Below are 26,917 nucleotides of genomic sequence, written 5' to 3' on the forward strand. Positions count from 1 at the left end.
GGACACGGAAAAGAACGACGCCGAAGGTCCTGATTATGTGGGCGTGTTGAGCCGGGCGTAGCGGAGGATGGTCAGGATGGCCGGGGCCAGTTCGTCCTCCATCTGGCGGTAGACCTCGGGGTCCCGTTTGTAGGGGTCGATCACTTCGTTGTCGGCACTGTCCGCGGCCAGGGCGAGGTGCCGGACGGAGGCGAGGCGGGCGGACAGCCCGCGCCAGAGCGTGCCGGCGTCGGGCGCCTTTTCACTGGGGGCTTTTTCGGCGGCGGCGTCGCGTTCCTCGAGCGCTTCCAGCATCCGCGCGAACTCACGGATGGTGAACGTGCGCTTGAGCAGGGAGGCATCCAGCTGCAGCACCTCGCCGCGGTGCTTGGACGTCATGGTCAGCACGATGTCCGTGTCGCGAAGGATCTTGGCGGTCAGCTGCCGCGCGGCAAACGCCTTGTCCGTACCTCCGTACATCCGGACGATGTCCGCGGAGAGCGGCTGGATGGGATCACCCACCATGGCGCGGGTGCCGGCGCTGCGGACTTCGAAGGCGCCGGGCAGGACCTGGTCCAGGCCGGCCTGCAGCAGGCGTTCGGCCACGGGGGAGCGGCAGATGTTTCCCGTGCAGACTGTCAGGATCCGTACGGGCGTTGGCGATTCCACAGTGAGTGCTCTTTCCGGAGTTGCTGGCAGATCGGTGCGATCCCGGATATTCAACTTAACACGCAGGGCACCTCCGGCCCGGGGGTGAATCGCCCAGGGGCCTCCGCAGAAATTGACTGAGTCTTGCGGGTCGGCTGAGCGAAACCAGAGGCGCAGTGTGCACAGTGGAGTCAGCCGGTGAAGATCCCGGTCACAGCAGCTGGGTGGTCCGTCAAGGATCCCCAACCGAATGCTACGGGGGACGAAGATGTCAGAACTCGCATATCGCACCACGGAACCTGCCGGAGCCACCCGCAGCAGGACGACGTGGGACGGCGCATGGTCCGTCCCGGCCATGCCGGCCGTTATGACAGCGCCCGCCGCACCGGCCCCGGCAACCCCGCTCCCGGTAACGACAGATTCGGCAACGCAGGCTTCGGCCGCGCTGGTTTCAGGCATTCGGGCGATTCCTTCGCTCGCGCATCCCAATGAGGCCGGCCACCTGCGGCCCGCCGTGAAGGTGCCCGTCACACTCAGCCTGCGGGGACTCGGCTACCTCGCCGGTACTGTGAGCGTCCAACTGACCCTGAGCCCGGTAGTGCCGGTCACGTCGCCTTTGCAGGGACGCCGGCCTGCGCCGGTCACCGGCGACCTGCTGTTGACGTTTTCATCCATCGGTATGGGCGCCAGCGTTGCCACCAGGCACGACCTCAGGAGCGGCACGTTCACGGCGGATTTCGTGTACGCCGCAACCGCGGGCCTCACACAGGTGGACTTCGCCATCGACGGCTACGGATACTGCGGCGGGAACAAAGACCACCGCGACTTCTCGGTGACCGCGGTGGTCACTTTCCAGGAGCACGGGAAGCAGGCGCCGACCGTTCTGGCTTCCAGTTCCCTCATCAGTCTCTAGACCAACGCTTTGGTGCGGGGCGTTTTGCTCCGCAACTTCGCTTTCGCGTTGCCACAGCAAACCTTGAGCGAATCTTTCGAATCGCTTGTGTGAACCTTTGGGGCCGTTGGGAAGAGTAGGCGAAGCGCAGAACAGCAACCGGCTTGGCTTGAGGGAGCGTCATGAACGGTGGGGACAAGGAACGCGGCGGGGAACCGCAGCCTGAGTGGAATTTCTCAAGTGCGTGGGATTCGCGCCTCTTTGAGGATCTGCTCAGCGGCGGGGACCTGCTGTGCATCGATGTCCTGGGCACGCAGTTCTCCGTCCGCTGGGGCCGGTCGGTCACGGAGGAGCAGCGGCAAAGCATGCGTTCGGCCTGGGCCAGGTGTGCCAGCAGCGGGGCTCCTACGCTGCCGCCCCTGCCGAAGGAACCCACGGAATCCCTGCCGTTTTCTGCTTCCGTCTCGTATCTGTCGATGTACGACGGCGGGACCTTCCCCCTGCAGGCAGCGTCCTTTGCGGAGCTGGCTGAGGTCCTCACGTCCCGGCTCACCGCCGCCGCCATCCTGGAGAACGCCGGTGAGCTCATGATGCTGCACGCCTGCGCGGTGGCCTCGCCGGAAACCGGGGCCGTGGTGGCGCTCGTGGACAAGTCCGGAACGGGCAGGACAACCGCAGCCTTGGTGCTGGCACGGACGTACGGCTACGTCTCGGACGAGACTGTGGCCATCGGCCCGGACGGCTCCGTGGTGCCCTACCCCAAACCGTTGTCCGTAAAGCAGGAGTCCGGGGCAGCCAAGCAGCAGGTGGGTCCGGATGAGCTGGGGCTCCAGCCGGCCCCGGCCAAGCCGGTCATCCAGTCCATTGTGTTGTTGGACCGGGTTGGCGCGGACCAGGGGGCGGAGCCGGGCGCGGATGGGCAGGACCATGCCCCCGTCCTGCGCCAGCTGCCGCTGGCTGACGCACTGTTTGCCTTGATCCCGGATTCATCCTCACAGGGTGAAATCGACCAGCCGCTGCAGTCGCTGTGCCGGCTGATCGACCGCGTGGGGGGAGTCTGGCAGGTGACGTATTCGGAGGCTGCGGACCTGCCGAAGGCACTGGAGCCGCTGTTTCGGAAGCGGCGCCGCTCGAAGCCTGAGTGGGCAGCCGTTGGGCTGGAGGCCGAGTCCGGGCCCATCCCGGACGGGTGGTTCCGGCGGGTGGAACCAATGGACGCCGTGGCGGTCGGCGACGATCTGCTGGTGATGCTGGACTCGGAAATCGTGCGGCTGAGCGGGATCGGTCCGGCCGTCTGGGAGGCCACGGCAGCCGCGGTCCCGCCGGACCACTTGGCCGAGGAAGTCGGTGCCCGGCACGGCCGGCAGGAAGGCTACCAGGCCGCCGTCGCCGCGGCCGCGGAGCAGCTCATCGCCAAGTCAGTTTTGGAACGGGGCAGCGACTAGCCGCCAAGGTTCCTGACCGCCGCCCGAGGCTGGCCAGGGACCTCGTCAGCTACTGGAAGAGCGGGGGACCCTGACCAGCGCCAGGCTGAGTGCAGCCGCTCCTGCGGCAACGGCTGCGACAATGCCGAACGGAACCGGATCGTCGGCCCCGCCAATCCCCACCAGCGGTGCGGCGAGGCCGCCGAAGGCGAACCGGGCCAGTCCCAGCAGCGACGACGCTGTACCTGCGATGTCGGGATAGTCCTTGAGCGCCAGTGACGTGGCAGGGGGACTGGTCACGGCCACGCCGCTGACCATCGTGAACAGGGACAGGATGATGGCGATCAGGGGCAGGTGCAGGAGCGCCGTCGCCAGCAGGCCCAGGGAGCCGGACACAGTCATCACCAGTCCCGCCGCCAGGGTTCCCCGTTCGGACCACCGTTCGGACAGGCGGCCGCCGATGAACCCGAAGACCACGAAGCCCAGGGAGTTCAGGCCGAACGCCAACGAGTAACCCTGCGGCGAGAGTCCGTACATTCCCTGCAGGATGTATGTTGCTCCGCTCAGGTAGGCGAAGATCGCGGAGTAGGTGAAGCCGGTGATCAGAACTGCGCCCACGAACACCCGGTCCGCGAGCAGGCGGCGGAAGTCGCTCAGGGTGTGGGAGAGGCCTCCGGCGGTTCGGCTGTCCGGCGGCAGCGTCTCCCGGAAGACCAGCAGGCATGCAATGAGGATGGCTACACCCACCGCTGCGAGGAACAGGAACACTCCGCGCCAGTCCGTCACGGTTGCCAGTTGGCCGCCGATGACGGGGCCGATGATGGCGGCGAGTCCGCCGAGCACGGTCAGCCGGCCGTAGTAGCGGAGCAGCTTGCCGCCGGAGTAGACGTCCCGTCCGGCAGCCTGCGCGATCACGATGCCCACGGCGCCGGCGAGGCCCTGGACGAACCTTGCGGCGATGAGCGTTTCGACGGTGGGGCTGATCGCGCACAGTGCCGAGGTGGCGGTGTAGGCGATGACTCCGATGAGCAGCGGCGTCCGCCGGCCGAAACGGTCCGAGAGCGGGCCGGCAATGATCTGGCCTAACGCAAGTCCCAGCAGACAGGCCGTAATGGTCAACTGGGCCACCGACGTCGTGCTTTGCAGGTCTGCGGTGAGTGCCGGCAGAACGGGCAGGTAGAGGTCCATGGAGATCGGCCCGAAAATGGTCAGCAGGCCGAGGACGATGGCCAGCGGGCGGCCGACGGTCTGTGCAGGTGTGGACGTCGGTGCGTCGATCGCTGTCACGCTGGCTCCGTTCTGAAGGTTGGGTAAGCGGTTCAGGTTCCATGCAACAGGACCCCGTCATCCCTAGCGAGGGCCCTGCTTATCCGGGGGTCTGGCAGTACCTCCCTGCGGCGGCGCGCGAGCGGTAGCGTGGATGAGTGGACAACAGACTGGCAGTGCGCGAATTCCTGGCCTCACGGCGGGCCAAAATCACCCCCGAAATGGCCGGGCTCACGCTCTACGGCGGACGACGGCGGGTTCCCGGCTTGCGCCGTGAAGAGGTGGCCATGCTCGCCGGGGTCAGCGTTGACTACTACACCAAGCTTGAGCGCGGAAACCTTGCCGGCACCTCCGAGAGCGTCCTCGATGCCATCGCCAGGGCACTGAAGCTGGACGAGGCCGAACGGGACCACCTCTACAATCTTGCCCGCGCGGCCAGCCCGTCCGGCAGGAGCCAGCGCCGTCCCCTGCAAAGCGGGACCGTCCGGCCCGCCCTGCAGTTCATGCTCGACTGCATTACAGGTGCGCCGGCATTCATCGGCAACCACCACATGGACATCGTGGCGGCCAATCAGCTGGGCTATGCCCTGTACTCGGAGATGTACCGGGGCCCGGCTCGTCCCGGTAACCATTCCCGCTTCATCTTTCTCGACCCCAGGGCCCGGGATTTTTACCCCAACTGGGACCTGGCGGCCAACACGAACGTGGCCATCCTGCGCACCCAAAGCGGACGCAACCCCTTCGATAAGCGCCTGGCGGACCTTGTCGGAGAACTGTCGGTGCGCAGCGAGGAGTTCCGGACCCGCTGGGCGGCCCACAACGTCCGGCGCCATTACGCCGGGACAAAGGTCTTCCATCATCCGGTGGTGGGGGAACTCGAACTCGCCTACGAGGCCATGGAGCTCGCGGAGGACCCTGGATTCAGCCTCACCGTCTACCCGGCCGTGCCCGGATCCCCCTCCGATGAACGGCTCCGGCTGCTCGCCAGCTGGGCTGCCACCGAACGAATCCGAGAGGTGGCCGTCACCCAGCCGCAGGACGCCCACCGCCCCTGAGATGCCTCCGGTTCGGCGTCGTTGATCGGCCTCGTTGATGAGTCATCTGAGGCCGTTTGACCGTGGTGTTGGGCCGGAGGAGACTTTGTTTTGGGGGGTGCCACTTCGAAGGGAGCCCCAAAATGGTGTGGCGTGTAGAGGGTACGTATTTTGAGAATTGCAACTGCGATATGGTCTGCCCGTGTGCGACTTCCGGGTTGACCGCGCCGGCGGATAACGAACGTTGCCAGGTGGCCCTGGCCTTCCACGTTGACTCCGGCGACGTTAACGGTGTTGACGTCGGAGGCCTCACCGTCTGTGTCGTCGCCGACGGACCCGCGCTGATGAGTGACGGGGGATGGAAGGTCGGAGTCCTGATGGATGCGGCCGCCTCAGCTGAGCAGGCCGAGGCGCTCAGTGCAGTCTTCGGCGGCCAGCTTGGCGGACCGATGGAGGGTCTGGCCGGCTTGATCGGTGAAATGGCTGGCATGGAGTCTCTGGAGATGGCCTACGCCAACGATGGGCGCCGGCACCAGGTCAGGATCGGCAGTGCCGTGGACATGGCGGTCGAGGACTTTGTGTCTCCCATGGACCCTACGGAACGTGGGGTGAAAGTCAGCGGGATCGGATTTCCTGCCGACACCTTGGCAGCCGGCACCGCGAGCACCGGCCGCGTCGACGTGTTCGGGATGACCTGGGACAACACAGGGAAGAGCTCCTTCTCGGCCCCGTTCGCCTGGTCGGCCTAGGTGCCGGACCCGGAGCTGCCTCACCGTTAGCCACCATGCCACCGGGCTGTAGTTGATCGGGTGCGCGGGCAGGCCGGTGGTACTGGCCTGTCGGCACCCCGAAGGCAGGCCCTAATTCCCCATGCCACCCGCTCTCCGTGCTTGACGCATCTCACGGCTTCCGCATATCCTGAACGAACGGTCGGTAATTATTTATCGGATATGCATAGGAGCAACCATGGCATCGCAGACCCTGCAGTCAGTGCCCGCTGAGCTGTCATCTGAACAGCTTGCAGAGGCAGCCCGGCACGAGGCAGAAGGTCAGGCGTACTTTGACCGCGTCATGGCGGAGGACTCGCGCATCGAGCCCCGCGACTGGATGCCGGCTGCCTACCGCAAGACCCTCATCCGCCAGATCTCGCAGCACGCGCACTCGGAGATCATCGGCATGCAGCCGGAAGCCAACTGGATTTCCCGCGCCCCCAGCCTGAAGCGCAAGGCCATCCTCATGGCCAAGGTCCAGGACGAGGCCGGCCACGGCCTGTACCTGTACTCGGCCGCTGAGACCCTGGGCCAGCCGCGCGATCAGATGATGCAGGACCTGATGGACGGCAAGGCCAAGTACTCCTCCATCTTCAACTACCCCGCACGCACCTGGGCGGACATGGGCGCGATCGGCTGGATGGTGGACGGAGCAGCCATCGCCAACCAGGTCCCGCTGTGCCGTGCCTCGTTCGGCCCCTATGGCCGCGCCATGGTCCGCGTCTGCAAGGAAGAGTCCTTCCACCAGCGCCAGGGCTTCGAGATCCTGCTGGAACTCTCCCACGGCACCCCGGAGCAGAAGCAGATGGCCCAGGAGGCCGTGAACCGCTGGTACGCCCCGGCCCTGATGATGTTCGGCCCGCCGGATGACGATTCACCCAACTCCAAGCAGTCCATGGCCTGGAACATCAAGCGCTTCAGCAACGACGAACTGCGCAGCCGCTTCGTCGGCATGATGATGGAGCAGGTCAAGGTCCTGGAGCTCACGCTCCCGGACAAGGACATCCGTTTCAACGAGGAAACCAAGAAGTGGGAACACGGACCCCTGGACTGGGACGAGTTCCACGAGGTCCTGAAAGGCCGCGGCCCCTGCAACGCCCAGCGCCTGGAACGGCGCCGCGAAGCACACGAGAACGGCACCTGGGTGCGCGAAGCCGCCGCCGCGTACGCGGAAAAACAGGCCAAGAAGCAAGCAGAGAAGGAATTTGCAGCATGAGCCCTCACGGCAACCCGGAGTTCCCGGCCAGCACCGCAGACAGCGGCTCCCGCTCCATTGACAAGGCCGAGGACCAGTCAGCAGACCAGGCGAATGCACCCACGGGTGTCCCGGCAGCAGACAAGGCAGTCGCCGCCTCACCGGAGCCGGCGATTGATATCCGCCCCGCCGGCAACGTCTGGCCCATCTGGGAAGTCTTTGTCCGCTCCAGCCGCGGCCTCTCCCACGTCCACGCCGGGTCCCTGCACGCGCCGGACGCGGCGATGGCGCTGCGCAACGCCCGTGACCTGTACACCCGCCGCAACGAGGGCGTGTCCATCTGGGTTGTCCCCGCGGACGCCATCGCCTCCAGCGACCCGGACGCCAAAGGCTCCTTCTTCGAGTCGCCGCAGGGCAAGGACTACCGCCATGCCACGTACTACACCAAGAGTGAGGGTGTGAAGCACCTGTGAGCACCCCGGAGACCACCACAGAAGAAACGGGCGGCCACGGGGACATCTCCGTAGGCGTCAGCACTGCCGGCGCCAGCGGCGACGCAACGGCCAGCGCCACCCGCATCACGCCGGGCAACGCCCTCCGCCCGGAGGACATCGCGCTCGCGGTCAGCCGCGGCACCGCCAAGCCCAGCGAGGACGCCGCCGAGTTCGCCCTGCGCCTGGGCGACGACGCCCTGGTCCTGGCCCAGCGGCTGGGCCACTGGATCTCCCGCGCCCCCGAGCTGGAGGAGGACGTGGCCCTGGGCAACATCGCACTGGACCAGCTGGGCCACGCCCGCTCCTTCCTCAGCTATGCCGGCGGACTGAACGGCAAGAGCGAGGACGATCTTGCCTACTTCCGCGGCGAGGAGGAATTCCGCTCGCTGGAACTCTTCGAGCAGCCCAACGGGGACTTCGCCGTCACCATCGCCCGGCAGTTCGTGGTGAGCTACTACCAGTTCGAGCTGTACTGCCGGCTCACCGAGTCCACGGACGCCACCCTGGCCGGCATCGCCGCCAAGGCCGTCAAGGAAGTGGACTACCACCGGGACCACAGCACCCAGTGGGTGCTCCGCCTTGCCCTCGGCACGGACGAGTCCCGCGCCAGGATGATCCACGGCTTCGAGGTCATCTGGCCCTACGTGGACGAGCTGTTCCGCGACGACGAACTCACCGCCCGCCTCGCGGCGGCGGGTGCCGCCGTCGAGCCTTCCAGCCTGCGCGAGGACTTTGACCGCCTCACCGGCGAGGTCCTGGCCGAGGCGGAACTGGACGTTCCGCAGGTGCCGGCCGCCCGCGGCGGCGGACGCCAGGGCAAGCACTCCGAGCACCTGGGCTACCTCCTGGCCGAGATGCAGGTGCTGGCCCGCCAGTTCCCCGGAGCGAGCTGGTAGCCATGCCCATGTACGTCAGCCACCCCACCGCCGCGGAAAGCCGCGCGGACAGCAGAACGCCGGAGCAGAAGGCCTGGGACCTCGCCGCCACGGTGTGTGATCCGGAGATCCCGGTGCTCACCATTGCTGACCTTGGCATCCTGAGGGACGTCCGGCTGTTCGACGACGGCGGCATGGTGCCCGCCGTGCAGGTCACCATCACGCCCACGTATTCGGGCTGCCCGGCGATGGACGCAATCCGCGATGACCTCAATGCGGCGTTCGGCAAGGCGGGCTACCCCAAGGTCCACGTGGAGCTGGTGCTCTCGCCGGCGTGGACCACGGACTGGATGACCGAGTCCGGCAAGGCCAAGCTGGAGGAGTACGGCATTGCGCCGCCCACGGGCCGTTCGGATGCCGCCCGGCATGCCGGTCCCATCCGCCTGCAAATGGCCGTCAAATGCCCGCAGTGTTCATCGCTGAACACCAAGGAACTCACCCGCTTCGGTTCCACTTCCTGCAAGGCGCTGTACGTCTGCCAGGACTGCAAGGAACCGTTCGACTACTTCAAAGTCCTGTAAGGAAGCCCCTATGCCTGTTGTCCGCCAGACCGCCGCTGAGTCGGCTGCAGCCACCGGCCGCCGTCGTGCGACTTTCCACACCCTGACCGTGGACGAAGTCCGCCGGCTCACGGACGATGCCATCGAGGTGAAGTTCGCCGTGCCGGCGGATCTGGCCGGCCAGTTCGACTACCTGCCGGGCCAGTATGTGGCCCTGCGCACCACCATGCCGGATGAGAACGGCCAGCCGCACGAGGTGCGCCGCAGCTACTCCATCTGCGCCGAGCCGCGCAGCTTCGAGGACGGCAGCAGCGAGATCCGCGTGGCCATCAAGAAGGACCTGGGCGGGCTGTTCTCCACCTGGGCCAACGCCGAACTGAAGGCCGGCGACGAGCTGGACGTGATGAGCCCCATGGGCGCGTTTGTCTCCAAGCACGGCCGGGACGGCAAGGCCATTGAGCAGAACCTGATGAACTCCATGAACCACCCGGAGGACCTGGTGGGGGAGCCGGGCAGCTTCGTGGCCATCGCCGCCGGTTCCGGCATCACCCCGGTGATCGCCATCGCCCGCACGCTGCTGGCCGCCAACCCGGACACCCGGTTCGACCTCATCTACGCCAACAAGGCCGCCATGGACGTGATGTTCCTGGAGGAGCTGGCGGACCTGAAGGACAAGTACCCGTCGCGCCTTGCCCTGCACCACGTGCTGTCCCGCGAGCAGCGCATCGCGCCGCTGCTCAGCGGACGGATCGACGCCGAGAAGCTCCAGGCGCTGCTGGGCACCGCCATCCACGCGGACGACGTGGACGAGTGGTTCCTGTGCGGGCCGTTCGAGCTGGTGCAGCTGTGCCGCGACACCCTGGCGGCCCGCGGCGTGAAGCCGGAACACATCCGGTTCGAGCTGTTCACCTCGGGCAAACCGGACCGCCCGGAGGGGAACATCGGCCGGCCGGTGATTGACGACGAGTCAAAGGAGACGTACAAGATCACGTTCAAGCTGGACGGCCTCGAGGGCAAGGTGGCCAGCCCCACGCACGCCCGCGAATCCATCCTCAACGCCGCCCTGCGCGTGCGCCCGGACGTGCCGTTCGCCTGCGCCGGGGGAGTGTGCGGCACCTGCCGCGCCAAGGTGGTCACGGGCAAAGTGACCATGGACGAAAACTACGCCCTGGAGCAGGATGAACTGGATAAGGGCTACGTGCTCACCTGCCAGTCCCACCCCACCACCCCCGAAGTCACCGTCGACTTCGACGTCTAAGTCTTTCCAACCGCAAGGAGCCCCATGATCTCCCTCTCCATCGCCCACGGCATCGCCGAGGTTGTCCTTGACGCCCCGTACAAGCTGAATTCCCTGGATGAGCAGGCGCTGAGGGATTTAACCCAGGCGTACGACGACGCCGCTGACGCCGCCTCGCGCGGTGAGGTGCGGGCGCTGCTGCTCAGGGGAGAGGGCCGCGCCTTCTGCGCGGGCCGGGATATCGCCGGCGTGACGCCGGAGACGGACGACGTCCAGGGGTACCTGGGTGGGCTGCTGCAGCCGCTGCTGAAGAAGATGACAGCCTTCCCCGCCCCGACGTTCGCGGCGGCGCAGGGCGCCTGCCTGGGCGTGGGGCTGGGCCTGCTGCTGGCAACGGACGTGGTGTACGTGGCGGAGGACGCCAAGTTCGGCTCGCCCTTCGCCAAGCTGGGCGCCACCCTGGACTCCGGCGGGCACTGGTACTTCACCGAGCGGCTGGGCATGCACCGCACGCTGGACCTGATCTACACGGCCGAACTGATGACCGGCACCGAGGCCGTGGCGCGGGGCATGTTCAGCCGGGCGATGCCCAAGGGCGAGCTGTTGGAAAACACCCGCGGCATCGTGGCGAAGGTTGCCACGGGCGCCACGGGTGCCTTCAACGCCAGCAAGGACCTGGTGGCCCACATCCGCGACCAGCGCCTTGGCCTCTGGGAGGCCATGGAGGAGGAGAACGCGGAGCAGGCCCGGCTGTGCAAGTCCGAGGACTACGCGGAGGGCTTCAAGGCGTTCCAGGAGAAGCGGGCGCCAGTCTTCAAGGGGGCATAGTTCAAGGGCCGGTAGCGGGCCCCTGGAAATCAGGCCGCCGGAATTACGCCGCGGGATCGTCAACCATCGTGGCGCTGTCCGTCAGCTCCGTCCAGAGTTCAGACTCGGTCGGGAGGTTGGCAGGGCAGGTAAGGATGAGTTCCATGAGTCCGTCGCCGGCGGGCATGGACCGTACCGCCATGCGGTACACCAGATCCACGTTGTTCTTGTTCTTGAACCGCAGTTCGGCTTCCTGAAGTTCAATGGTCCGGCCGTCCGCGTCCCGAAGCTTGGTGTAGAGCGAGTCAGCGTCTGTCACCACCGTGACCGCGGAGCTGGCCGCTTTTTTGATGCCCTCAATCTCAGTCTGCATGGAGACTTTCGTCGCCTCTTCATCGGTGATGGCATCGCGTGGCGGCAGGATTGCCTGATGCGTGGTGAAGAGACACGGATAGTCATTGTTGCTGTACGTGAAAGTGCCATTCTTCGCCTCGGACATGGTCCAGCCGGCCGGCATCCTGGTGGACCAGACCGGCGCCGAGGTGAAATCGGCTTCTTCGAAGAGGTACACCGCGTCGTCAGTGGCTGCGGCCGAGGACTCGTCGGTAGTTGCTTCCTCGGTAGCGCCAGCTGACTCTGAGCTTCCGGCGGTATTCGTGGGTGTCGGCGTTACTTTCCGTTCATTGGCTGAGACGATGCCGCCCAGAACCATCACGCCCGCCACTGCCAGGACCGCCACAACACCAACGCCGCCGGCAACCCAGCCCCAGACCGGGATGCCACGTTTGGGTGGGGTCGGGCCGAACTGGCCCGGTCCGGGGTGCGCGTACTGTCCGTGGCCGGGGTCGTTGTAGGGCGGCTGGCTGAAGTTGTACTGGTCTGCTCGCGGGGGAGCGGGTGGCTGGCCGACCTCCGGCTGACCCTGTTGGTACTGCTGGCCCTGCTGCGGCGGAGACGGCTGACCGGGCTGCGGCGGGTAGGGCGGGAATTGCGGCTGCTGGCCTTCTGGCCCGGGCGCCGGGGCGTCAGGCTGCTGCCATCCGTGGTGCTCCGGTTGTTGCGGAGTTCCGGGCTGCTGGTCGTTGTTCAAGATGTCCCCCAAGTTTCGTGAAAGCTGCAATCAGCAGTATGTCCCGTAAGCAGTTCGCCCGCGATGGGCAGGCGTCCCCATTCGCCGCGTAATCTCGGACCTGCATTGCCAGTTTCCGCCAAGGATTTGTATGGTTCAGCTATGACTCTGGGGAAATCAGTGAGAAAAGCCGTCATTCCTGCTGCCGGATTGGGAACTCGCTTCCTGCCCGCGACCAAGGCAATGCCGAAGGAAATGTTGCCGGTTGTTGACCAGCCCGCAATCCAATACGTGGTGGAGGAAGCCGTCAAGGCAGGGCTGACGGACCTCCTCATGATCACCGGGCGCCAGAAACGGGCCTTGGAGGACCACTTTGACCGCGCACCGGCCCTGGAGCGCACCTTGGAGCTCAAGGGCGACCTTGACCGTCTGGAGGCCGTCCAGCACGCGTCCAGCCTCGCGCCGCTGCACTACCTGCGGCAGGGGGACCCCAAGGGCCTGGGCCACGCTGTGCTGTGCGCCCGCCAGCATGTAGGGGACGAGCCGTTTGCTGTCCTGCTGGGTGACGACCTCATCGACGCTCGTGATGAGCTGCTGAGCACCATGATCGACGTCCAGGCCAAGACCGGCGGCTCTGTCATTGCCCTGATCGAGGTGGACCCGGCGCAGATCAGTGCCTACGGCTGCGCGGACATCACGCCTGTGGACGGCGAGAACTACTTCCAGGTAAACCGCCTGGTGGAGAAGCCCTCTGTGGACGAGGCTCCGTCAAACCTGGCCGTCATCGGCCGGTACGTGCTGCACCCGGCTGTGTTCGACGTTCTGGAGGTGACCGAACCGGGCCGCGGCGGAGAGATCCAGCTGACGGACGCGTTGCAGACCCTCGCGACGTCAGAGGGCGAAGGCAGCGGTGTGTATGGCGTTGTGTTCCGTGGGCGCCGCTACGACACCGGAGACAAGCTCAGCTACATCAAGGCCGTGATTTCCATTGCTTCGGAGCGTGTGGACTTCGGCGAAGACCTGAAAGCGTGGATGAAGGAATTCGTGAACGAATAAATCCAGTTCATCCGTTGCTTTTCGACAGGCTCGACGCATGGCGTTGAGCCTGTCGGTGTTTAAGCTCGCGCACGCTGGCCCTCGCCACCAAGGCACCTATGACACAGCCAGCTGTATTTGTGACAAGGTCTAGCGGGCTTGCAAAACGGTCGTGAAGAAACAGCTGCTGACCTAGCTCCGCGCAGCCGGAAACCACGAGTCCAAAAGCGCCGAGCTGCCAAAGACGTTTGCCAGGGAATGCCTGTGATGAAACTACGCCGAGCGGAACAAAAAGTGCCACGTTGGCTGCGGCCTCGATGAATGAATAGTTGACCCAGCCGGGAACTCCCAGCATGTGGATGACGATGAGGAAGCCGGCAAGTTGGCCTTGTACGGGCTGGTCGACCGGGCTCGGCCAGAACGCCACGAACGCGAGCGACACCAGCATTGTTGCGAGGATTGCCTGCCAGAAACGGCGTTGCTCCAAGCGCTTCAAGCCGGCCTCAAGATGTCTGCATGAGCGCCAGTGCGGCCACCCCAAATGCAGCGACCGCCAAGAGCGTCAAGAGGATATACGGGAGTACCTGGACCGGAGGTAGGGGCACAGAACAGTCGAACTGCAAGCGTGGACGGCGCCAATGTCTCCCCATAACTCTTATGAATACCACAAGGGTCAGAGATCTGGCCTGCAGTTTCTTGTTAAAAGCGGAGGGTGGGTGGTTCTCCGGTTTCCCGGAGAACCACCCACCCTCTTTGGTGCTTGTTGGCTTAGCCTTACGCTGCGGCCTCAGCCTTGGCGCGGCGGCGAACTACAACTACCGAGGTTGCGCCGGCAGCCAGTGCGCCTGCGCCCACGAGGGACCACAGAACCAGGCTGGCGTCCGCACCGGTGTTGGCGAGGCCGGTGCCGGTGTTGGCCAGCGGGGCACCGCCGGTGTTTGCCAGGCCAGTGCCTTCAACGGTGACGACTGCGGTTGCAGTCTTGCCTGAGGTCAGGCCGGTTGCGGTGAGAGTGTAGGTGCCACCTTCGCTGATGCTCAGCGGGAAGGCGAAGGAGCCGTTGGCATCAGCCGTGGTGGAGAAGGTCTGCGGTGCCAGCGGCAGGGTGATCTTGGTAGGAACCGTCCGGCTACCGTTGGAAACGCTGGAGCCGTTTGCTGCGGGCGGGTTGCCCGGAGTGACGGTGATGGTCAGGCCTTCGCCGGCAAGGAATCCGTTGCCGCGGAAGATGAACTGCTCGCCGGGGCCAACAGTGCCATCAGAAACAGCTGCGTTGGCCGGCGGTGCCGGGTAGGTGGCTGCGACGGCCGGAACGGCGCCGATAAGTGCAATGGATCCGGCAAGTGCGATTGCCGCGAGTGATTTCTTCATGAGTCCCCCTGAGACCGTAATTACGATGTGTCACGTGATTAGTGGAGATTTCCGATCCCCCGAGTGACCGTAGGTTGAAATCTCATTTGCTGTGCCCAAGTAGAACGTTAGCATCCCGTGACGGGTGTTACCAAAGTGAATCAAGTCGCTTTACATACTGTTAACGCGATGTCTACTTCCCCGGAACGCATTCTGTCTGTTCCAGTCCAAGAACCACATCTTTGACTGGCTGGACTGTTGGCGTGACAACCAGGTTAGGTTCGGTGTGCTGGACAATCTTTGCAAAAGTCAGCTCTACCGTGCTGGTTTGGCCAGGGGCCAATACGATAGTCACCGACCCGACTGGACGGTTGGCGTGTCTATGTGCGGCAAAATCTGTTTTCTGACCGTCGACCACTGCGGTTTCCACATGTGCCTGGATAGGGCCATAGGCGATTACGTTTGTTTGCACCGATCCTGCCGGTACGCCATATGCTCCTCCAGCTGTGACGTACTCAGGCAAGGACGAAGCTGCGTCCGCTGGCGCGGTGTTGGTGCTGGTGATGCGCACCTTTATCTGGCCGAATTCGTCGCCGGTGCATTCCTTGACCAACTGCACGGTCCGTTTGACGTAGTAGTCCATTTTGGCGCCCGTACCATCATTGAAGTACACGCCGAATTGTGCCGGAGCTACGCTCGGGCCCGCTATAGAACCGCTGACCGGATACCTCGAGATGACATCCTGTTCAACTTTTGTAGCGGACCAAACGAGGAAGCGGCCTTCGGCAGCCCCACGACTCACGCCTTCTATCAGTTCCTTAGGATCTCCCTTGCCGGCGGACAGCGAATTGAAGATTTCTTGGGCGACTCCAGCAAAGTACACATCTTGGAGTTCGGGTTCGGCAATTTCGGCGTAGACATCGGACAAGAGTGTGCGTGTTACGTTCCCACCATCTAGTTTCGTGGGCAGCGATGAGCCGGCAATGGCACGAAGCTGGGGATCGGCAAGGTCCACGGGCCCGATAGCATCCAAGATGTAGCCCAGTGAGACGGGGTCGATCGAGAGGACGCCATCGACGTTCTCGCCTGTTTTCGCTTCCCACATCGTCTGGGCAGTGGAGGCTGCCGTGGGAAAGTCCGGGGTAAGGTTCGCGTCCTGCATGAATTTGCCAAGCCGGGTCGAGTAGATACCCATCTGTTCAGGATCCACTGCCACGGGTGGAACGGATGCGCCAAGGGCCGTTGCGCTTGTCTGCGAACCGAACGAAAGTTTTCCGTTGTCGACGGTAAGGACGGCCAAGGCGCCCGGAATTCCGCCTGTAGCACGCACTTCTGCGTTGTTCTGGATCAGTAAGAGATAACGGCGGGGCCCCTCGTCACCCAGCATCACCGGGGCGATTCCCGCAACATTCGCAGCGGTGTCGAGGCCCGATCGCATAGACTGCAGCTCTTCCCGTGCGTGGATTAAGGGCGAAGCAACTTGGGGGAGTAATGCACCCGTATCGATACTGTTCAACCTGTCAGAGGACTGCCTTACCGCGTGCGCTGCTGAGCTGAGCTTGGGCGCCGCTGCCGCTAGTGGTTTCAAATCGACGCCTTCGTTGCTGGGAAGGAGCGTCTTCCAATCGAGCGTATTGACGACCTGAACTAATGGATCGGCCCCTAGCTGCGCCACATCGTCAGCAGATGTCGCCACCTCACTTACCGCCCGGAAATTGCCACCCAGCCATGGAACCATTCCAGCCATAGTCCAGAGCGGGTCGGTGGCCGCATTGCGGGCACTAGCAGTATGTTCCTTCAGGACGCCAACGGTCCTGTTCGCGGCATCCACATCGTCCTTTAGGACGTCCTCTTTGAGCTGAGGAACCAATTGAGTGGCTGATTGCAGGTGACCGCTAATGGCATTGGCCTTTGCCCCCAACCAGAGGACTATCGCCAACATGAGGATGACGACACAGGCTAAGGCCGTTACTGTACCCAACAGGCGCCGACGACGTTGGCTAGAGCGCGTGACAGCCACCGGCCCTCGTAGGTTGTTGTCCGAGGGCATTGAAGAATCATTTGTGTTCGTCACCGTTACGGTCGTCCGAGCCCACGGTACTGCCAGCCTGCAGCACGCCATTTTTCTGCGTCCAACACGTTGCGGCCGTCGAGCACACGGGGTGAGGCGACCCGGCCGAGAAGCTCGTAGGGATCAAGCTCCCGGTACTGCCGCCATTCCGTTAGAAGGAGCAAGGCATCCGCTGAACCTATCGCTGCTTCGAGATTTGACTCATAATGCAGTTCCGGGAATCGTTTGGCAGCGTTAGGTAGCGCCTTTGGATCGGTCACTGTAACCACAGCCCCTTGGAGCTGCAGTTGGGCCGCGATGCTGAGTGCCGGCGAGTCACGAACATCATCACTTTCCGGCTTGAATGCCGCACCCAGCACCGTGATCCGCTTTCCCAACAGCATCCCCCCGCAGAGTTCTCGGGTCAGTTCGACCACGCGAGAGCGGCGGCGCATGTTGATGGCGTCCACTTCCCTCAAGAACGTTAGGGCCTGGTCCGCTCCGAGTTCACCTGCGCGGGCCATGAATGCTCGGATATCCTTCGGAAGACAGCCTCCGCCGAACCCGATACCGGCGTTCAGAAATTTGCGGCCAATGCGGTCGTCCATGCCGATGGCATCAGCCAACCGGGTGACGTCGGCTCCGGCCGCTTCACATAGTTCAGCCATGGCGTTGATAAAAGAGATCTTCGTAGCAAGGAAGGAGTTGGCGGCCGTCTTAACTAGCTCCGCGGTGGGGTGGTCGGCCACCAATCGGGGCATGCCGGCCGCGAGAGGGACAGCATAGACCTCGTCGAGAATGCCGACTGCCGGGTGATCCTCAGATCCATCTGCCACGCCGTAGACGAAACGATCCGGGCTAAGAGTGTCGGAAACCGCGTGCCCTTCGCGGAGAAATTCCGGGTTCCATACCAAATGTGCGCCCGGTTCATGTTCCTGCACAAGAGCTGACAAGCGGGAGGCAGTACCGACCGGCACTGTCGACTTGCCGACAACTAGATCGCCTGGAGCCAGATGTTCCAGTAGGGCAGTTGCCGCTGCGTCCACATAGGTCATGTCCGCCCCGTTCTCGCCTTTCTTCTGGGGCGTTCCCACGCAGATGAAGTGCACGCTACTGCCCGCCGCGGCTGCCATGTCTGTCGTGAAAGTTAGCCGTCCCGTTGCTTGGACATCCTCGAGAAGATCTTCAAGTCCCGGCTCGTAAAATGGTGCTTTTGCCGCCGAGAGCGCGTTGATCTTGTGCTCGTCTACGTCGATGCCAACCACGTCGTGTCCAAGTTTCGCCATGCAGGCAGCGTGTACTGCCCCCAGGTAACCGCAGCCAATAACTGAAATGCGCATTTAGATAGGTCCTTCCCCAAGAGGGCAGTCGTCCGACTTTGAAAGTATTTAGTACGCGCCAGTGCTGTGGAACACGGCGCGGACGGTCCGAAGAATGATCACGAGGTCGCCAGCTAATGACCAGTTTTCAACGTAATAGAGGTCGAGTCGGACAGAATCCTGCCACGACAGATTCGAGCGGCCGCTAACCTGCCAGAGGCCAGTAAGACCTGGCTTTACGAGCAGTCGCCTCCGGACATCGTGCTCGTACACCTCGACTTCACGGGGCAGGGGCGGTCGGGGGCCAACAAGGCTCATGGTTCCCGCGAAGATATTAAAGAGCTGCGGGAGTTCGTCAAGGCTGTACTTGCGGAGGAAGCCCCCAACTTTGGTGACGCGCGGGTCATTCCTAATCTTGAAGAGAACTCCGTTTCCCTCATTGCGGTGTGCGAGTTCAGCGAGTCGCTGTTCAGCGTCGACAACCATCGAGCGGAACTTCAGCATGCCAAAGTGGGCGCCTTCGATGCCAACGCGTTCCTGCCTGAAGAGCACGGGGCCGCGGCTGTCGATTTTGACCATAATCGCAATGACGGCCATGAGAGGGGCCGCCAACGCAATTAGAAGGCCTGAAACGACGACATCAAATAGTCGTTTAGCAACGCGCTGGCCACCTTCCAACGTTGGTGTCGTCACGTGAATCAATGGAAGCCCGGCGACCTGTTGTGTATGGATGCGGGGTCCTGCAATGTCCGTAAGTGCTGGAGCCATTATGAGCCCCACGTTGCGAGCGGCAAGTTCCCAGCCTAGATGCCGCAAAGTTTGAGGGTGTAACTGCACTCCGGCCGAGACTGCCACGGCGTCAGCCTTGCATCGATCAATTGCATCTAAAATTGCGTGCACTCCAGGATCGTTGCCCAGAACTGGGAGGCCAGAAATAGGTTCCAAAGCCGACTTCTCGGACGCTCCTGGAGTGTAAGCGGCTATGGGCAGGTACCCGGAGTGTGTTGCTTGCGTCAGTGTGCGTGCTAAGTGCGCCACGGCACTTGGGCCTCCAAGCAATATTAGGCGCGACATGCTGTCGCCGCCCTGACGGTCAACGCTCAAGTGCTGTCGAAGCAGCCAACGGGCAAGTACGAGTCCAAAAAGACCTGCAGGAAGTGCGATACCGACGTAGCCACGCGCAGTATCGATTCTCAGGACATAGGAGAATATGGCCACCAAGCCAAACAGCCAGAGGGAGGCCGCGGCTACTCTCTTGTATTCATCGGCACCTGCCCCGAGAATTCGGCTTTGTCGTGTATTCCATGCACCCAACATCAACCACCACGCCACAACAAGTGCCACAGATAGCCAGACGTACGTGATTTCCTGTCCGTCAACGACGAAGCTGGGCTCCAAGCCAAATCTCACGATATAGGCACCGGCGACCGCCCAAACTATTACAAATGCGTCAACGACACGCAGCCTGCGGGATGTCCGCACACGCCAATCCGGCACCGTCCCCAATTAGCATCCCCATCATGTAGATATTTGTGTTTTGACGGGAGCTCCCCGCCGTAAGGATACAGCTCGTCGACGTGTCATATGTAATGTTTCATGAGCCGGGGGGCCACTCAGCCAAATACGGCACGGCGACCATTTTGAGTGGTTACTGGCCCTGTTCCTTGTACTTGGCTTCGGTGTGGGCTTTTTGCGGGCGCCACCAGTTTTCGTTCTCGCGGTACCAGGCGATGGTGTCCTCGATGCCGGCGTCGAAGTTGGAGAACTTCGGTTCCCAGCCGAGTTCGTTGCGGAGCTTGGCGGAGTCGATGGCGTAGCGCAGGTCGTGGCCGGGCCGGTCCACGACGTGGTCGTACGCGTCCCGGGGCTGGCCCATGTGCTCGAGGATCAGCTCCACGACGTCCTTGTTGTTCTTCTCGCCGTCCGCGCCGATGAGGTAGGTCTCCCCGATGATGCCTTTGTCGATGATCGCAAGCACGGCGGAGGAGTGGTCGTTGGCGTGGATCCAGTCGCGGACGTTCTCGCCCTTGCCGTAGAGCTTGGGCCGGATCCCGTCGATCACGTTGGTGATCTGGCGCGGGATGAACTTCTCCACGTGCTGGTACGGGCCGTAGTTGTTCGAGCAGTTGCTGATGGTCGCCTGCAGCCCGAAGGACCGCACCCAGGCGCGGACCAGCAGGTCCGAGCCGGCCTTCGTGGAGGAGTACGGGCTGGAGGGGTTGTACGGCGTGTTTTCGGTGAACCGTTCCGGGTCATCGAGTTCAAGGTCGCCGTAGACCTCGTCGGTGGAGATGTGGTGGAAGCGCCTGCTGTGTTTCCGGGCGGCCTCGATCAGGGTGTAGGTGCCGATGATGTTCGTGTCCAGGAACGGGCGGGGGTCATGCAGGGAGTTGTCGTTGTGCGATTCGGCCGCGTAGTGGACCACGACGTCGGCGTCGGCCACCAGGCCGTCGACCAGGGCGGCGTCGCAGATATCACCCTGCACGAAGCGGAAGCGCTCCTCCGGGAGCCCGCTCAGGGATTCCAGGTTGCCTGCGTACGTCAGCTTGTCCAGGACCGTGACGTGGTCCTCGGTGTTCTCGAGAACGTAGTGGACAAAATTCGAGCCTATGAAGCCGGCACCGCCGGTGATAAGTAAGTTCCCCATGAACTATGACTTTACCGGTTTGCGGAAGTGACGCGAACGCGAAAGGATCTGGCACATGCGAGGAATCATCTTGGCTGGGGGAACTGGATCGCGCTTGCACCCAATTACCCTCGGCATCAGCAAACAACTTGTCCCTGTCTACGACAAACCGATGATCTACTATCCCTTGTCCACTCTGATACTGGCCGGCATCCGGGATATCCTGATCATCACGACACCACATGATGCCGACCAATTTCAGCGATTGCTCGGAGACGGCTCCCAGTTTGGAGTTAATCTTTCGTACATTCAGCAGCCCTCCCCGGATGGATTGGCGCAGGCTTTCACGCTCGGTTCCGATCACATCGGTACGGAATCCGTTGCGCTTGTCTTGGGCGACAATATTTTCTATGGACATGGTCTCGGCACGCAACTTCGCCGGTATTCAAATGTGGACGGTGGGGCAGTGTTTGGCTACTGGGTCCAAAACCCGAAGGCCTACGGCGTTGTCGAATTCGACAACGCAGGAAGGGCAATCTCTCTCGAAGAAAAGCCCTCAAATCCGAGAAGTCACTATGCCGTACCTGGATTGTATTTCTACGACAACAATGTAGTCGACATCGCTAAGAACCTGGTGCCGTCAGCGCGGGGCGAGCTGGAAATCACAGACATAAACCAGACGTATCTCGACCGCGGAAAGCTGCAAGTTGAGGTGCTCCCGCGCGGAACAGCGTGGCTGGACACTGGAACCTTCGATGACCTGAGTGATGCGTCCAACTTCATAAGGACTGTGGAAAACCGCCAAGGTCTTAAGGTTGGAGCGCCTGAGGAAATCGCTTGGAGGCAGGGCTTTCTAACGGACGACGAACTACGGCGCCGTGCCGAACCGCTTGTCAAGAGTGGTTACGGGTCCTACCTTCTGAGCCTGCTCGACTGAACGCTAAATGTGCTAGGTACTCCCCATTAGGGTTTCTTTTGAGCGCCGGCGGCTGATAGCCAAGAGGCTACATATGTTAGGGTAAGCGCGCTGGCGAACCCAACGAAGTGCCCTCACGGAGCCACGGTGGATGAGGAGCCGGATCCCGCGTAAGTGCCCCAATAGCGAGTGTCTATGGGCAGAGAAATCAATCTCATTTGCGCTACCACTTTGTGGAGGGGCGAGTAGTAAACGGAAGAGCGGCAACTATGGACTCGGAGAAACAGTCGATCATGTCAAAATCGGTGGCGATAATTGGAACGCGTGGGTACCCGAGCTATTACGGAGGCTTCGAGACCGCCGTTAGGAAGATTGCGCCTTATTTGGTGGACTGCGGTTGGGACGTCAACGTATATGGGCGAGCCGGTGCCACGAAGGATTCTGACCCGACGCGTGATCGACGTGTCCGTTCGACCACAACATTAGGGCTTGAAAACAAGTCGCTAAGTACACTCACATTTGGTCTGACTTCAGTGCTTCACTCAATGTTTGCGAAACCCGACGTCGCGCTGGTCATGAATGTAGCCAACGGCTTTTGGCTTCCGTTGCTCCGCCTGCGAGGTATTCCTTCTGTTGTGAACGTGGACGGAATTGAATGGGAACGGGCTAAGTGGGGAGCGCTGGCAAAGTTCGTGTTCAAGCTGGGTGCGCGGTTTACGGCTCGTTTCGGCACGGTTCTTGTCAGTGATTCAGTCGAAATTCAGAGGCGCTGGAAGACGGAGTTCGGTCGTGATTCCGTTTTCATTCCATACGGCGGGGATTTTCCCGGCCAGATCGATATTCATCCCGGACTCGAACATGGGAAGTACGTGCTCATGGTCGCGAGATTCGTGCCCGAAAATACCGTGGCTGAGTTCTTCGCGGCTGCTGAACGAATCGCGGAAGACCACCCTGTAGTTATCGTGGGCTCTTCGGGCTACGGAGGAGAGTTGGACGCCCGGGCCGCCGACCTTAGCAACTGTCACTCGAATGTTTCCTGGTTGGGCCATGTTAGTGATGATCAAAAGCTAATGTCCCTATGGCAGCATGCAGGAGCGTATTTCCACGGGCACAGTGTCGGAGGCACCAACCCTGCCCTGGTTCAGGCCATGGCTTGCGGGGCTCCTGTCGTTGCTCGCCGGACACCATACAACATTGAGGTCTTAGCCAATGAGGCCTTCTTGGTTGAGTCCGACCCGGTCGCGATCGAGGCTGCCGTTCGACTAATGGTGACCGACTCCGTGGCCAGGGCGGAGGCAAGTTCCGCCAATCGAAAGCGGGCACAGGAGCACTACAACTGGCCAAGCGTTTGCGGTCGATATGAAAAGGCGCTCCGCGAAATGCTGGGCTTCTTTGACCGCAAAAAATCGCCAATGCACCCCGCTGAGGCTACTGCTGGCACTGCTTCGCGAATCAACGGTGAATAATGAAAGAGAACGCCAGCAATGACAAAGCGCCGAACTTTTCCTTGAGCGAGTCGGCTTTAAACAGTATAAGAATTCGCCCTGAGCTCCGCGCGGCCCAGGTGAAGCGATCGTCTCGTATGGTGCCGGCGATGACATTGTATTTTGATGAGAAATACGATTTAGGTGAGACTCAAATCCCCGAATTCTTCCGCAAAGTCAGTCTACTTGAGTGCCTGCGGTTCATAGCAGTCTCGGATGCTCAAATTTTGGAAGTACCAGAACCTCTGTGGCTTCGGTTTGCACCGAAAAACTTCCTCCTCCTTGCGACGTGGAAATTGTCCGGCTTTCTTAAGCCGGGTCGTAGAATAGCCGTCACTTATGCCATTGAAAACAACAATATACACAGCTTACTGTCGCCGCGTTCCAAGGTTAATTCGGTAATTGAACGAATATTTCTTCGGATCATGGGTGCCGCTATTTGCTTGACTATCGACCGGATAGCATTCGGAAGTTCAGCCGCGATGAGCGTTTACCACTCATTGGCTGGTGTGAAGCGTATCGAGCATCGACTCATTCAGGAGCTACCTGCGGAGAGCGCTGCCACGAGCGACGGTATAGCCGCCCCATCAGGAACGAGAGCTATCTTCATCGGCGAACTCGATGACCGAAAGGGTGTGTTGGATTTGATGAAGGCCTGGCCGTCAGTCGAAGACGCCGTGCCTGCAGCCGTGCTCACCGTGGTGGGTGGAGGCAAACATGCTGACGCGGTCGAACAATGGTGTCTTGAACGTCCGGCGACTCGTGTTTTTTGCGGGTTAGTGCCTCACGGAGAGACTGCAAGGCAATTGTCGAAAGCCGACGTATTGGTGGCGCCTTCCAAACGATCAGGACGGTGGAGGGAGCAGATTGGACTGCCAATCACCGAAGCGCTTTCGCTTGGCCTCACTGTGGTAACCACGGATGAAACTGGCTTAGCAGATTGGCTCTCGAATGAGGAACACACCGTCGTGCCTGAAACGGACGTGGAGAGTCAACTGGCGGCCGCAATTATTGGCGCCTTGAAGCGCCCACTTCCGCGTACAAAGGTCTGGCAGTCCCTGCCGGTAGTCCCGGGCCGAATAGCAGCGGACGCCTGGCTCCATACAACCCACTTTTCTAGCACCGCTAAGGACACGAAAAATGACATTGCCTAACGTAGCGGCCGTCATAGTCCACCACCGCAGTTACGATACTCTGCCCGGAACGGTCGATAGGCTCCTCGCCGAGGGCGTTCTTCCGGCGAACCTCGTTGTTATCGACAACAGCGAAGAACCGGATAAGGCAGATAAGTTGAAGTTGTCGCTTCCAGCGGCAGTGAACCTAGTGTTCACATCGAATTCAGGCTATGGCGCGGCTGTAAATCTCGGTGTTCGATGGCATGCGCAAAATACGAAACAAACTGACTTCCTCTTGGTGTCAACTCATGAGTCGCTCCCGGAGCCTGGCGCTGTTCATGAACTCCAAATCGCCCTCCAGGGATGCACAGATGCCGCTGTTGTAGGTCCCGCTTTGGTGACGGGCGTTGACTCCGAGACTGTTTGGTCCGCCGGTGGATACTTTTCTCGTGTCCTTGGACTGCCCAGGCACCGTCAGCACAAGGCGTCCCGCACAGAGTTGCAATCCGACGGCCATCAGACTGTCGAATGGGTGGATGGAGCCTTCCTGATGTTTCGAAGGTCCGTTGTTGAGGAACATCCGATTGATGAATCGTTCTTCCTCTACATGGAGGAAACCGATCATCAGCAGGGGCTCCGCCGCATCGGATGGCGAGTAATCATTCAACCTTCCTCTGTCGTCTGGCAGAGCTCGGGAGGAGTGCCTCCGTACTACCAGACACGGAATATCCAACTATTCCAAAGAAAGAACGGTTCAAGGCTGCAAAGGCTGGCTTCTGTGCCTTTCATAGTCAGCTATTCCGTCGTCCGCGATGTCATCAAGCGACGCGGTACATCACAGTGGGGCCCGCTTATCTCAGGCTGGCGCGCGGGCGCCGCGCTGAAAGGGGAAATGGTATCCGGCCAACCCCCGGTAATCGATATTGTGAATCCGCTAGGCGGCGCACTCTCTCACTATACGAAGGCCTTAGAGACGCTGCTTCGGGCCTCGGGCGTGCAAGTGCGAGTGCACTCCATAGACGAACCATCCGTGTCTGGACGGGGCCGCGTGCGTTGGCTCCTGGACTACATGGAACTGCTCGTCAAAGTAAGGAGGCTAGGACATGGGGGCCAGCCAACACAGAAACTGGTGACATGGCCTGTAGCCGGTTTCGTGGACCTGATCTTGGTTCGTGCAATCTGCGGAAAGTCTTCGGCGGTTGTGTACCACGATCCTAAACCGCTGGTTCGGTCAATAGGAAATGGCCGCGCCGTCGCGCGGCTGGCATCATTATTCCCGAGCCGGCCGCGAGTTATTGTTCACAGTACCGCGGCTGAAGATGCCATGCGCGAGCTTGGATTCGGCGCGGATCTGGAGATTCTGGGGCATCCCATGCTGAGTCCAGAACGCAGGGAGCCGGCACCAAGATTGGCTGAAGGGCGACGCCACGCAATTCGTGTGCTTGGCCAATTCAAACAGGATAGAGATCTGGATGTCCTACAGACACTGGCGACTCAGTTTTCTGCGGAATGCGACCTCGAAATTGCCGGGCGAGGGTGGCCGGCTGTAGACGGGTGGAAGGTCGATTCTCGATTTGTTACGGAACAGGAATTGGACGAACTCGTTCGCTCCAGCGATGTAATTGTGATTCCCTATAAGCGCTTCTACCAGAGCGGTATCGCCATGCGAGCGCTGGAAGCAGGCACACCTATCGTCGGCAGGGCGGCCACCAGCCTGGCAGATCTATATGGGGCCACTTCCCCGTTGTTGGTCACTGAACCGATGAACGGGAACGTTCCGGGTCAGTCCTGGTCCGCTGCACTTGATCACGCAATTGGGCACGGCAAACAAGAAGCCTATGAGGCGGCCAGTGTCATGTTCCAGTCCGTGGTCTCGGACTGGCAAGGCTGGGCGGTCAAGTCCCAAGTCTCCACGAGAAGGAAATATCAATCGTGACCTACACATTGCTGGCCATTGGCCCTGCGAACCCGGTATCAGATCATGCCTGGCTTAATAGCCCATACATTGACCGGGTCGTAAGACAACCGTCTTCTGCCATTAGTGGAAAACGTCTCGGATCCAGGGTTCTCGGCATTGGCCTTGATTCGTTTCTTCTTGCGGTACGAACGCTGCAGCCGGGAATCAGAGGTCCATACCTGGCCAACAACCCATGGATCGGTGCTGCGCTTCGTGTCACCGGGAGGAAGGATTTCGTAGTGACCGGCATATACGCCGAGCCCACTAGCCGGAGTTGGAAGGTCCTTCGCAAGCTCATAGGCGGCGCACCAGTAATTACGTTGTCCGAGTCTGAAGTCGCACCATGGAACGCTGCTGGCGGCAGAGCCGAAGCTGTCTTGTACGGGAATACATTTGGATATCCATCGAAGCGGGCACCGCAGGGGCTGCACATTTTCGTTGGCGGAACATCGGATCGAGACCTCGGTGCAATCCGGTCGTTAGAAGAAGAAGTTCTCCGGAGCGAGATTCCCGTTCGTTTGACGCTAGCCACAGGAGAGCCTCCTCAGGAGCGTGTCTCCGGCGGCAACGTCGTCAGCAGGCCTGGTCCGTTAAGCCCTCGGGATTTCGGGGCCCTGCTCAGCACGGCCTCAGTGGTCTTCTTGCCCCTTCTCGAGGGAACACGCGCCGCAGGACATATGGTTCTCGTGGGAGCTGTCGAGAGCGGGATCCCTGTTGCTGCCACGTCAAGCCAAGGAATGTCAGAGTACCTAATCGGGCCGGCCGTTAGTTCTTGCGATCGCAATCGTCCCTTTTTGCCTCAGCTCCGAGCCATT

24 protein-coding genes are annotated in these 26,917 nt (G+C 61.8%); 15 read left to right on the forward strand and 9 right to left on the reverse strand.

Features of this window, described 5'->3' with window-relative positions:
- Positions 1-33 precede the first annotated feature (33 nt).
- Positions 34-648 carry an arsenate reductase/protein-tyrosine-phosphatase family protein gene (locus J2805_RS03740; RefSeq protein ID WP_309969420.1) on the reverse strand — a complete coding sequence of 205 codons (615 nt, stop codon included), beginning with the start codon at positions 646-648 and terminating at the stop codon, positions 34-36.
- A gap of 247 nt (positions 649-895) precedes the next feature.
- Between J2805_RS03740 and J2805_RS03745 the strand changes: the two genes are divergently transcribed.
- Both J2805_RS03745 and J2805_RS03750 read left to right on the forward strand, forming a co-directional pair.
- Positions 896-1,540: a hypothetical protein gene (locus J2805_RS03745; RefSeq protein WP_309969423.1), complete on the forward strand. Its 645-nt coding sequence runs from the start codon at positions 896-898 to the stop codon at positions 1,538-1,540.
- Positions 1,541-1,701: 161 nt separating this feature from the next.
- Entirely contained in the window at positions 1,702-2,964 is a 1,263-nt protein-coding gene (locus tag J2805_RS03750; RefSeq protein ID WP_309969428.1) for a hypothetical protein, read from the forward strand.
- A gap of 45 nt (positions 2,965-3,009) precedes the next feature.
- Here J2805_RS03750 and J2805_RS03755 read toward each other — a convergent pair whose 3' ends face one another.
- Positions 3,010-4,221, reverse strand: coding sequence for a multidrug effflux MFS transporter (locus tag J2805_RS03755; RefSeq protein WP_309970545.1), 1,212 nt, complete (start codon positions 4,219-4,221; stop codon positions 3,010-3,012).
- A 146-nt stretch (positions 4,222-4,367) separates the two neighbouring features.
- Between J2805_RS03755 and J2805_RS03760 the strand changes: the two genes are divergently transcribed.
- The 8 genes from J2805_RS03760 to J2805_RS03795 all read left to right on the forward strand — a co-directional run bounded on the left by J2805_RS03760 (position 4,368) and on the right by J2805_RS03795 (position 11,202).
- On the forward strand, positions 4,368-5,264 hold the full coding sequence (locus J2805_RS03760; RefSeq protein WP_309969431.1) for a helix-turn-helix transcriptional regulator: 897 nt from the start codon (positions 4,368-4,370) through the stop codon (positions 5,262-5,264).
- Between the two features lie 122 nt (positions 5,265-5,386).
- Positions 5,387-5,992, forward strand: coding sequence for a DUF1326 domain-containing protein (locus tag J2805_RS03765; protein WP_309969434.1), 606 nt, complete (start codon positions 5,387-5,389; stop codon positions 5,990-5,992).
- Positions 5,993-6,209: 217 nt separating this feature from the next.
- Positions 6,210-7,229: a 1,2-phenylacetyl-CoA epoxidase subunit PaaA gene (gene paaA / locus J2805_RS03770; RefSeq protein ID WP_309969437.1), complete on the forward strand. Its 1,020-nt coding sequence runs from the start codon at positions 6,210-6,212 to the stop codon at positions 7,227-7,229.
- Positions 7,226-7,681: a 1,2-phenylacetyl-CoA epoxidase subunit PaaB gene (paaB, locus tag J2805_RS03775; RefSeq protein WP_309969440.1), complete on the forward strand. Its 456-nt coding sequence runs from the start codon at positions 7,226-7,228 to the stop codon at positions 7,679-7,681. Before paaA ends, paaB begins: the two co-directional genes overlap by 4 nt.
- On the forward strand, positions 7,678-8,598 hold the full coding sequence (gene paaC, locus J2805_RS03780; protein WP_309969443.1) for a 1,2-phenylacetyl-CoA epoxidase subunit PaaC: 921 nt from the start codon (positions 7,678-7,680) through the stop codon (positions 8,596-8,598). Before paaB ends, paaC begins: the two co-directional genes overlap by 4 nt.
- 8 nt (positions 8,599-8,606) lie before the next feature.
- The gene (paaD, locus tag J2805_RS03785) at positions 8,607-9,158 is read left to right on the forward strand and encodes a 1,2-phenylacetyl-CoA epoxidase subunit PaaD (RefSeq protein WP_396134228.1); all 552 of its coding nucleotides are present in this window, start codon (positions 8,607-8,609) and stop codon (positions 9,156-9,158) included.
- 10 nt (positions 9,159-9,168) lie between these two features.
- The gene (gene paaE, locus J2805_RS03790) at positions 9,169-10,395 is read left to right on the forward strand and encodes a 1,2-phenylacetyl-CoA epoxidase subunit PaaE (protein ID WP_309969448.1); all 1,227 of its coding nucleotides are present in this window, start codon (positions 9,169-9,171) and stop codon (positions 10,393-10,395) included.
- 24 nt (positions 10,396-10,419) lie between these two features.
- A complete protein-coding gene (locus J2805_RS03795; protein WP_309969450.1) occupies positions 10,420-11,202 on the forward strand; it encodes an enoyl-CoA hydratase/isomerase family protein in 783 nt (260 codons plus the stop codon).
- Between the two features lie 43 nt (positions 11,203-11,245).
- Here J2805_RS03795 and J2805_RS03800 read toward each other — a convergent pair whose 3' ends face one another.
- Complete coding sequence (locus J2805_RS03800) at positions 11,246-12,271, reverse strand: hypothetical protein (RefSeq protein WP_309969453.1); 1,026 nt, start codon at positions 12,269-12,271, stop codon at positions 11,246-11,248.
- 141 nt (positions 12,272-12,412) lie between these two features.
- Between J2805_RS03800 and galU the strand changes: the two genes are divergently transcribed.
- A complete protein-coding gene (gene galU, locus J2805_RS03805) occupies positions 12,413-13,306 on the forward strand; it encodes a UTP--glucose-1-phosphate uridylyltransferase GalU (protein ID WP_309969456.1) in 894 nt (297 codons plus the stop codon).
- A gap of 7 nt (positions 13,307-13,313) precedes the next feature.
- On the opposite strand, the gene J2805_RS03810 is transcribed toward galU, so the two are convergent.
- From J2805_RS03810 to rfbB, 6 genes are all read right to left on the reverse strand, one after another.
- Positions 13,314-13,781 (reverse strand): VanZ family protein, encoded by a 468-nt coding sequence (locus J2805_RS03810; protein WP_309969459.1) that lies wholly within the window; start codon positions 13,779-13,781, stop codon positions 13,314-13,316.
- A gap of 278 nt (positions 13,782-14,059) precedes the next feature.
- A complete protein-coding gene (locus tag J2805_RS03815) occupies positions 14,060-14,656 on the reverse strand; it encodes an LPXTG cell wall anchor domain-containing protein (RefSeq protein WP_309969461.1) in 597 nt (198 codons plus the stop codon).
- Positions 14,657-14,828: 172 nt separating this feature from the next.
- Positions 14,829-16,577, reverse strand: a complete 1,749-nt coding sequence (locus tag J2805_RS03820; RefSeq protein ID WP_309969464.1) for a DUF4012 domain-containing protein — start codon at positions 16,575-16,577, stop codon at positions 14,829-14,831.
- Between the two features lie 134 nt (positions 16,578-16,711).
- Complete coding sequence (locus tag J2805_RS03825) at positions 16,712-18,025, reverse strand: UDP-glucose dehydrogenase family protein (RefSeq protein ID WP_309969466.1); 1,314 nt, start codon at positions 18,023-18,025, stop codon at positions 16,712-16,714.
- A 48-nt stretch (positions 18,026-18,073) separates the two neighbouring features.
- The gene (locus J2805_RS03830; protein ID WP_463675094.1) at positions 18,074-19,501 is read right to left on the reverse strand and encodes a sugar transferase; all 1,428 of its coding nucleotides are present in this window, start codon (positions 19,499-19,501) and stop codon (positions 18,074-18,076) included.
- Between the two features lie 151 nt (positions 19,502-19,652).
- The gene (gene rfbB / locus J2805_RS03835) at positions 19,653-20,651 is read right to left on the reverse strand and encodes a dTDP-glucose 4,6-dehydratase (RefSeq protein ID WP_309969471.1); all 999 of its coding nucleotides are present in this window, start codon (positions 20,649-20,651) and stop codon (positions 19,653-19,655) included.
- 55 nt (positions 20,652-20,706) lie between these two features.
- Here rfbB and rfbA point away from each other — a divergent pair, with 55 nt between their 5' ends.
- From rfbA to J2805_RS03855, 4 genes are all read left to right on the forward strand, one after another.
- Entirely contained in the window at positions 20,707-21,567 is an 861-nt protein-coding gene (rfbA, locus tag J2805_RS03840; RefSeq protein WP_309969475.1) for a glucose-1-phosphate thymidylyltransferase RfbA, read from the forward strand.
- Positions 21,568-21,839: 272 nt separating this feature from the next.
- A complete protein-coding gene (locus tag J2805_RS03845) occupies positions 21,840-23,012 on the forward strand; it encodes a glycosyltransferase (RefSeq protein WP_309969478.1) in 1,173 nt (390 codons plus the stop codon).
- The gene (locus tag J2805_RS03850; protein WP_309969483.1) at positions 23,012-24,184 is read left to right on the forward strand and encodes a glycosyltransferase family 4 protein; all 1,173 of its coding nucleotides are present in this window, start codon (positions 23,012-23,014) and stop codon (positions 24,182-24,184) included. Before J2805_RS03845 ends, J2805_RS03850 begins: the two co-directional genes overlap by 1 nt.
- Complete coding sequence (locus J2805_RS03855) at positions 24,171-26,081, forward strand: glycosyltransferase (RefSeq protein ID WP_309969486.1); 1,911 nt, start codon at positions 24,171-24,173, stop codon at positions 26,079-26,081. The genes J2805_RS03850 and J2805_RS03855 overlap by 14 nt, the downstream gene beginning before the upstream one ends.
- Positions 26,082-26,917 lie beyond the last annotated feature (836 nt).

The sequence above is a fragment of the Arthrobacter oryzae genome (genome assembly GCF_031454875.1).
GTDB lineage: Bacteria > Actinomycetota > Actinomycetes > Actinomycetales > Micrococcaceae > Arthrobacter > Arthrobacter oryzae_D.

Bases quoted from the DNA above. Each gene is read 5' to 3' on its own strand.
- paaB (WP_309969440.1), top strand. From the start codon at position 7,226: ATGAGCCCTCACGGCAACCCGGAGTTCCCGGCCAGCACCGCAGACAGC.
- J2805_RS03815 (WP_309969461.1), bottom strand. From the start codon at position 14,656: ATGAAGAAATCACTCGCGGCAATCGCACTTGCCGGATCCATTGCACTT.
- paaA (WP_309969437.1), top strand. From the start codon at position 6,210: ATGGCATCGCAGACCCTGCAGTCAGTGCCCGCTGAGCTGTCATCTGAA.
- J2805_RS03820 (WP_309969464.1), bottom strand. From the start codon at position 16,577: ATGTTGGCGATAGTCCTCTGGTTGGGGGCAAAGGCCAATGCCATTAGC.
- J2805_RS03745 (WP_309969423.1), top strand. From the start codon at position 896: ATGTCAGAACTCGCATATCGCACCACGGAACCTGCCGGAGCCACCCGC.
- paaE (WP_309969448.1), top strand. From the start codon at position 9,169: ATGCCTGTTGTCCGCCAGACCGCCGCTGAGTCGGCTGCAGCCACCGGC.
- galU (WP_309969456.1), top strand. From the start codon at position 12,413: ATGACTCTGGGGAAATCAGTGAGAAAAGCCGTCATTCCTGCTGCCGGA.
- J2805_RS03855 (WP_309969486.1), top strand. From the start codon at position 24,171: ATGACATTGCCTAACGTAGCGGCCGTCATAGTCCACCACCGCAGTTAC.
- J2805_RS03850 (WP_309969483.1), top strand. From the start codon at position 23,012: ATGAAAGAGAACGCCAGCAATGACAAAGCGCCGAACTTTTCCTTGAGC.
- J2805_RS03765 (WP_309969434.1), top strand. From the start codon at position 5,387: ATGGTGTGGCGTGTAGAGGGTACGTATTTTGAGAATTGCAACTGCGAT.
- J2805_RS03845 (WP_309969478.1), top strand. From the start codon at position 21,840: ATGTCAAAATCGGTGGCGATAATTGGAACGCGTGGGTACCCGAGCTAT.
- J2805_RS03825 (WP_309969466.1), bottom strand. From the start codon at position 18,025: ATGCGCATTTCAGTTATTGGCTGCGGTTACCTGGGGGCAGTACACGCT.
- paaD (WP_396134228.1), top strand. From the start codon at position 8,607: ATGTACGTCAGCCACCCCACCGCCGCGGAAAGCCGCGCGGACAGCAGA.
- J2805_RS03795 (WP_309969450.1), top strand. From the start codon at position 10,420: ATGATCTCCCTCTCCATCGCCCACGGCATCGCCGAGGTTGTCCTTGAC.
- J2805_RS03750 (WP_309969428.1), top strand. From the start codon at position 1,702: ATGAACGGTGGGGACAAGGAACGCGGCGGGGAACCGCAGCCTGAGTGG.
- rfbA (WP_309969475.1), top strand. From the start codon at position 20,707: ATGCGAGGAATCATCTTGGCTGGGGGAACTGGATCGCGCTTGCACCCA.
- rfbB (WP_309969471.1), bottom strand. From the start codon at position 20,651: ATGGGGAACTTACTTATCACCGGCGGTGCCGGCTTCATAGGCTCGAAT.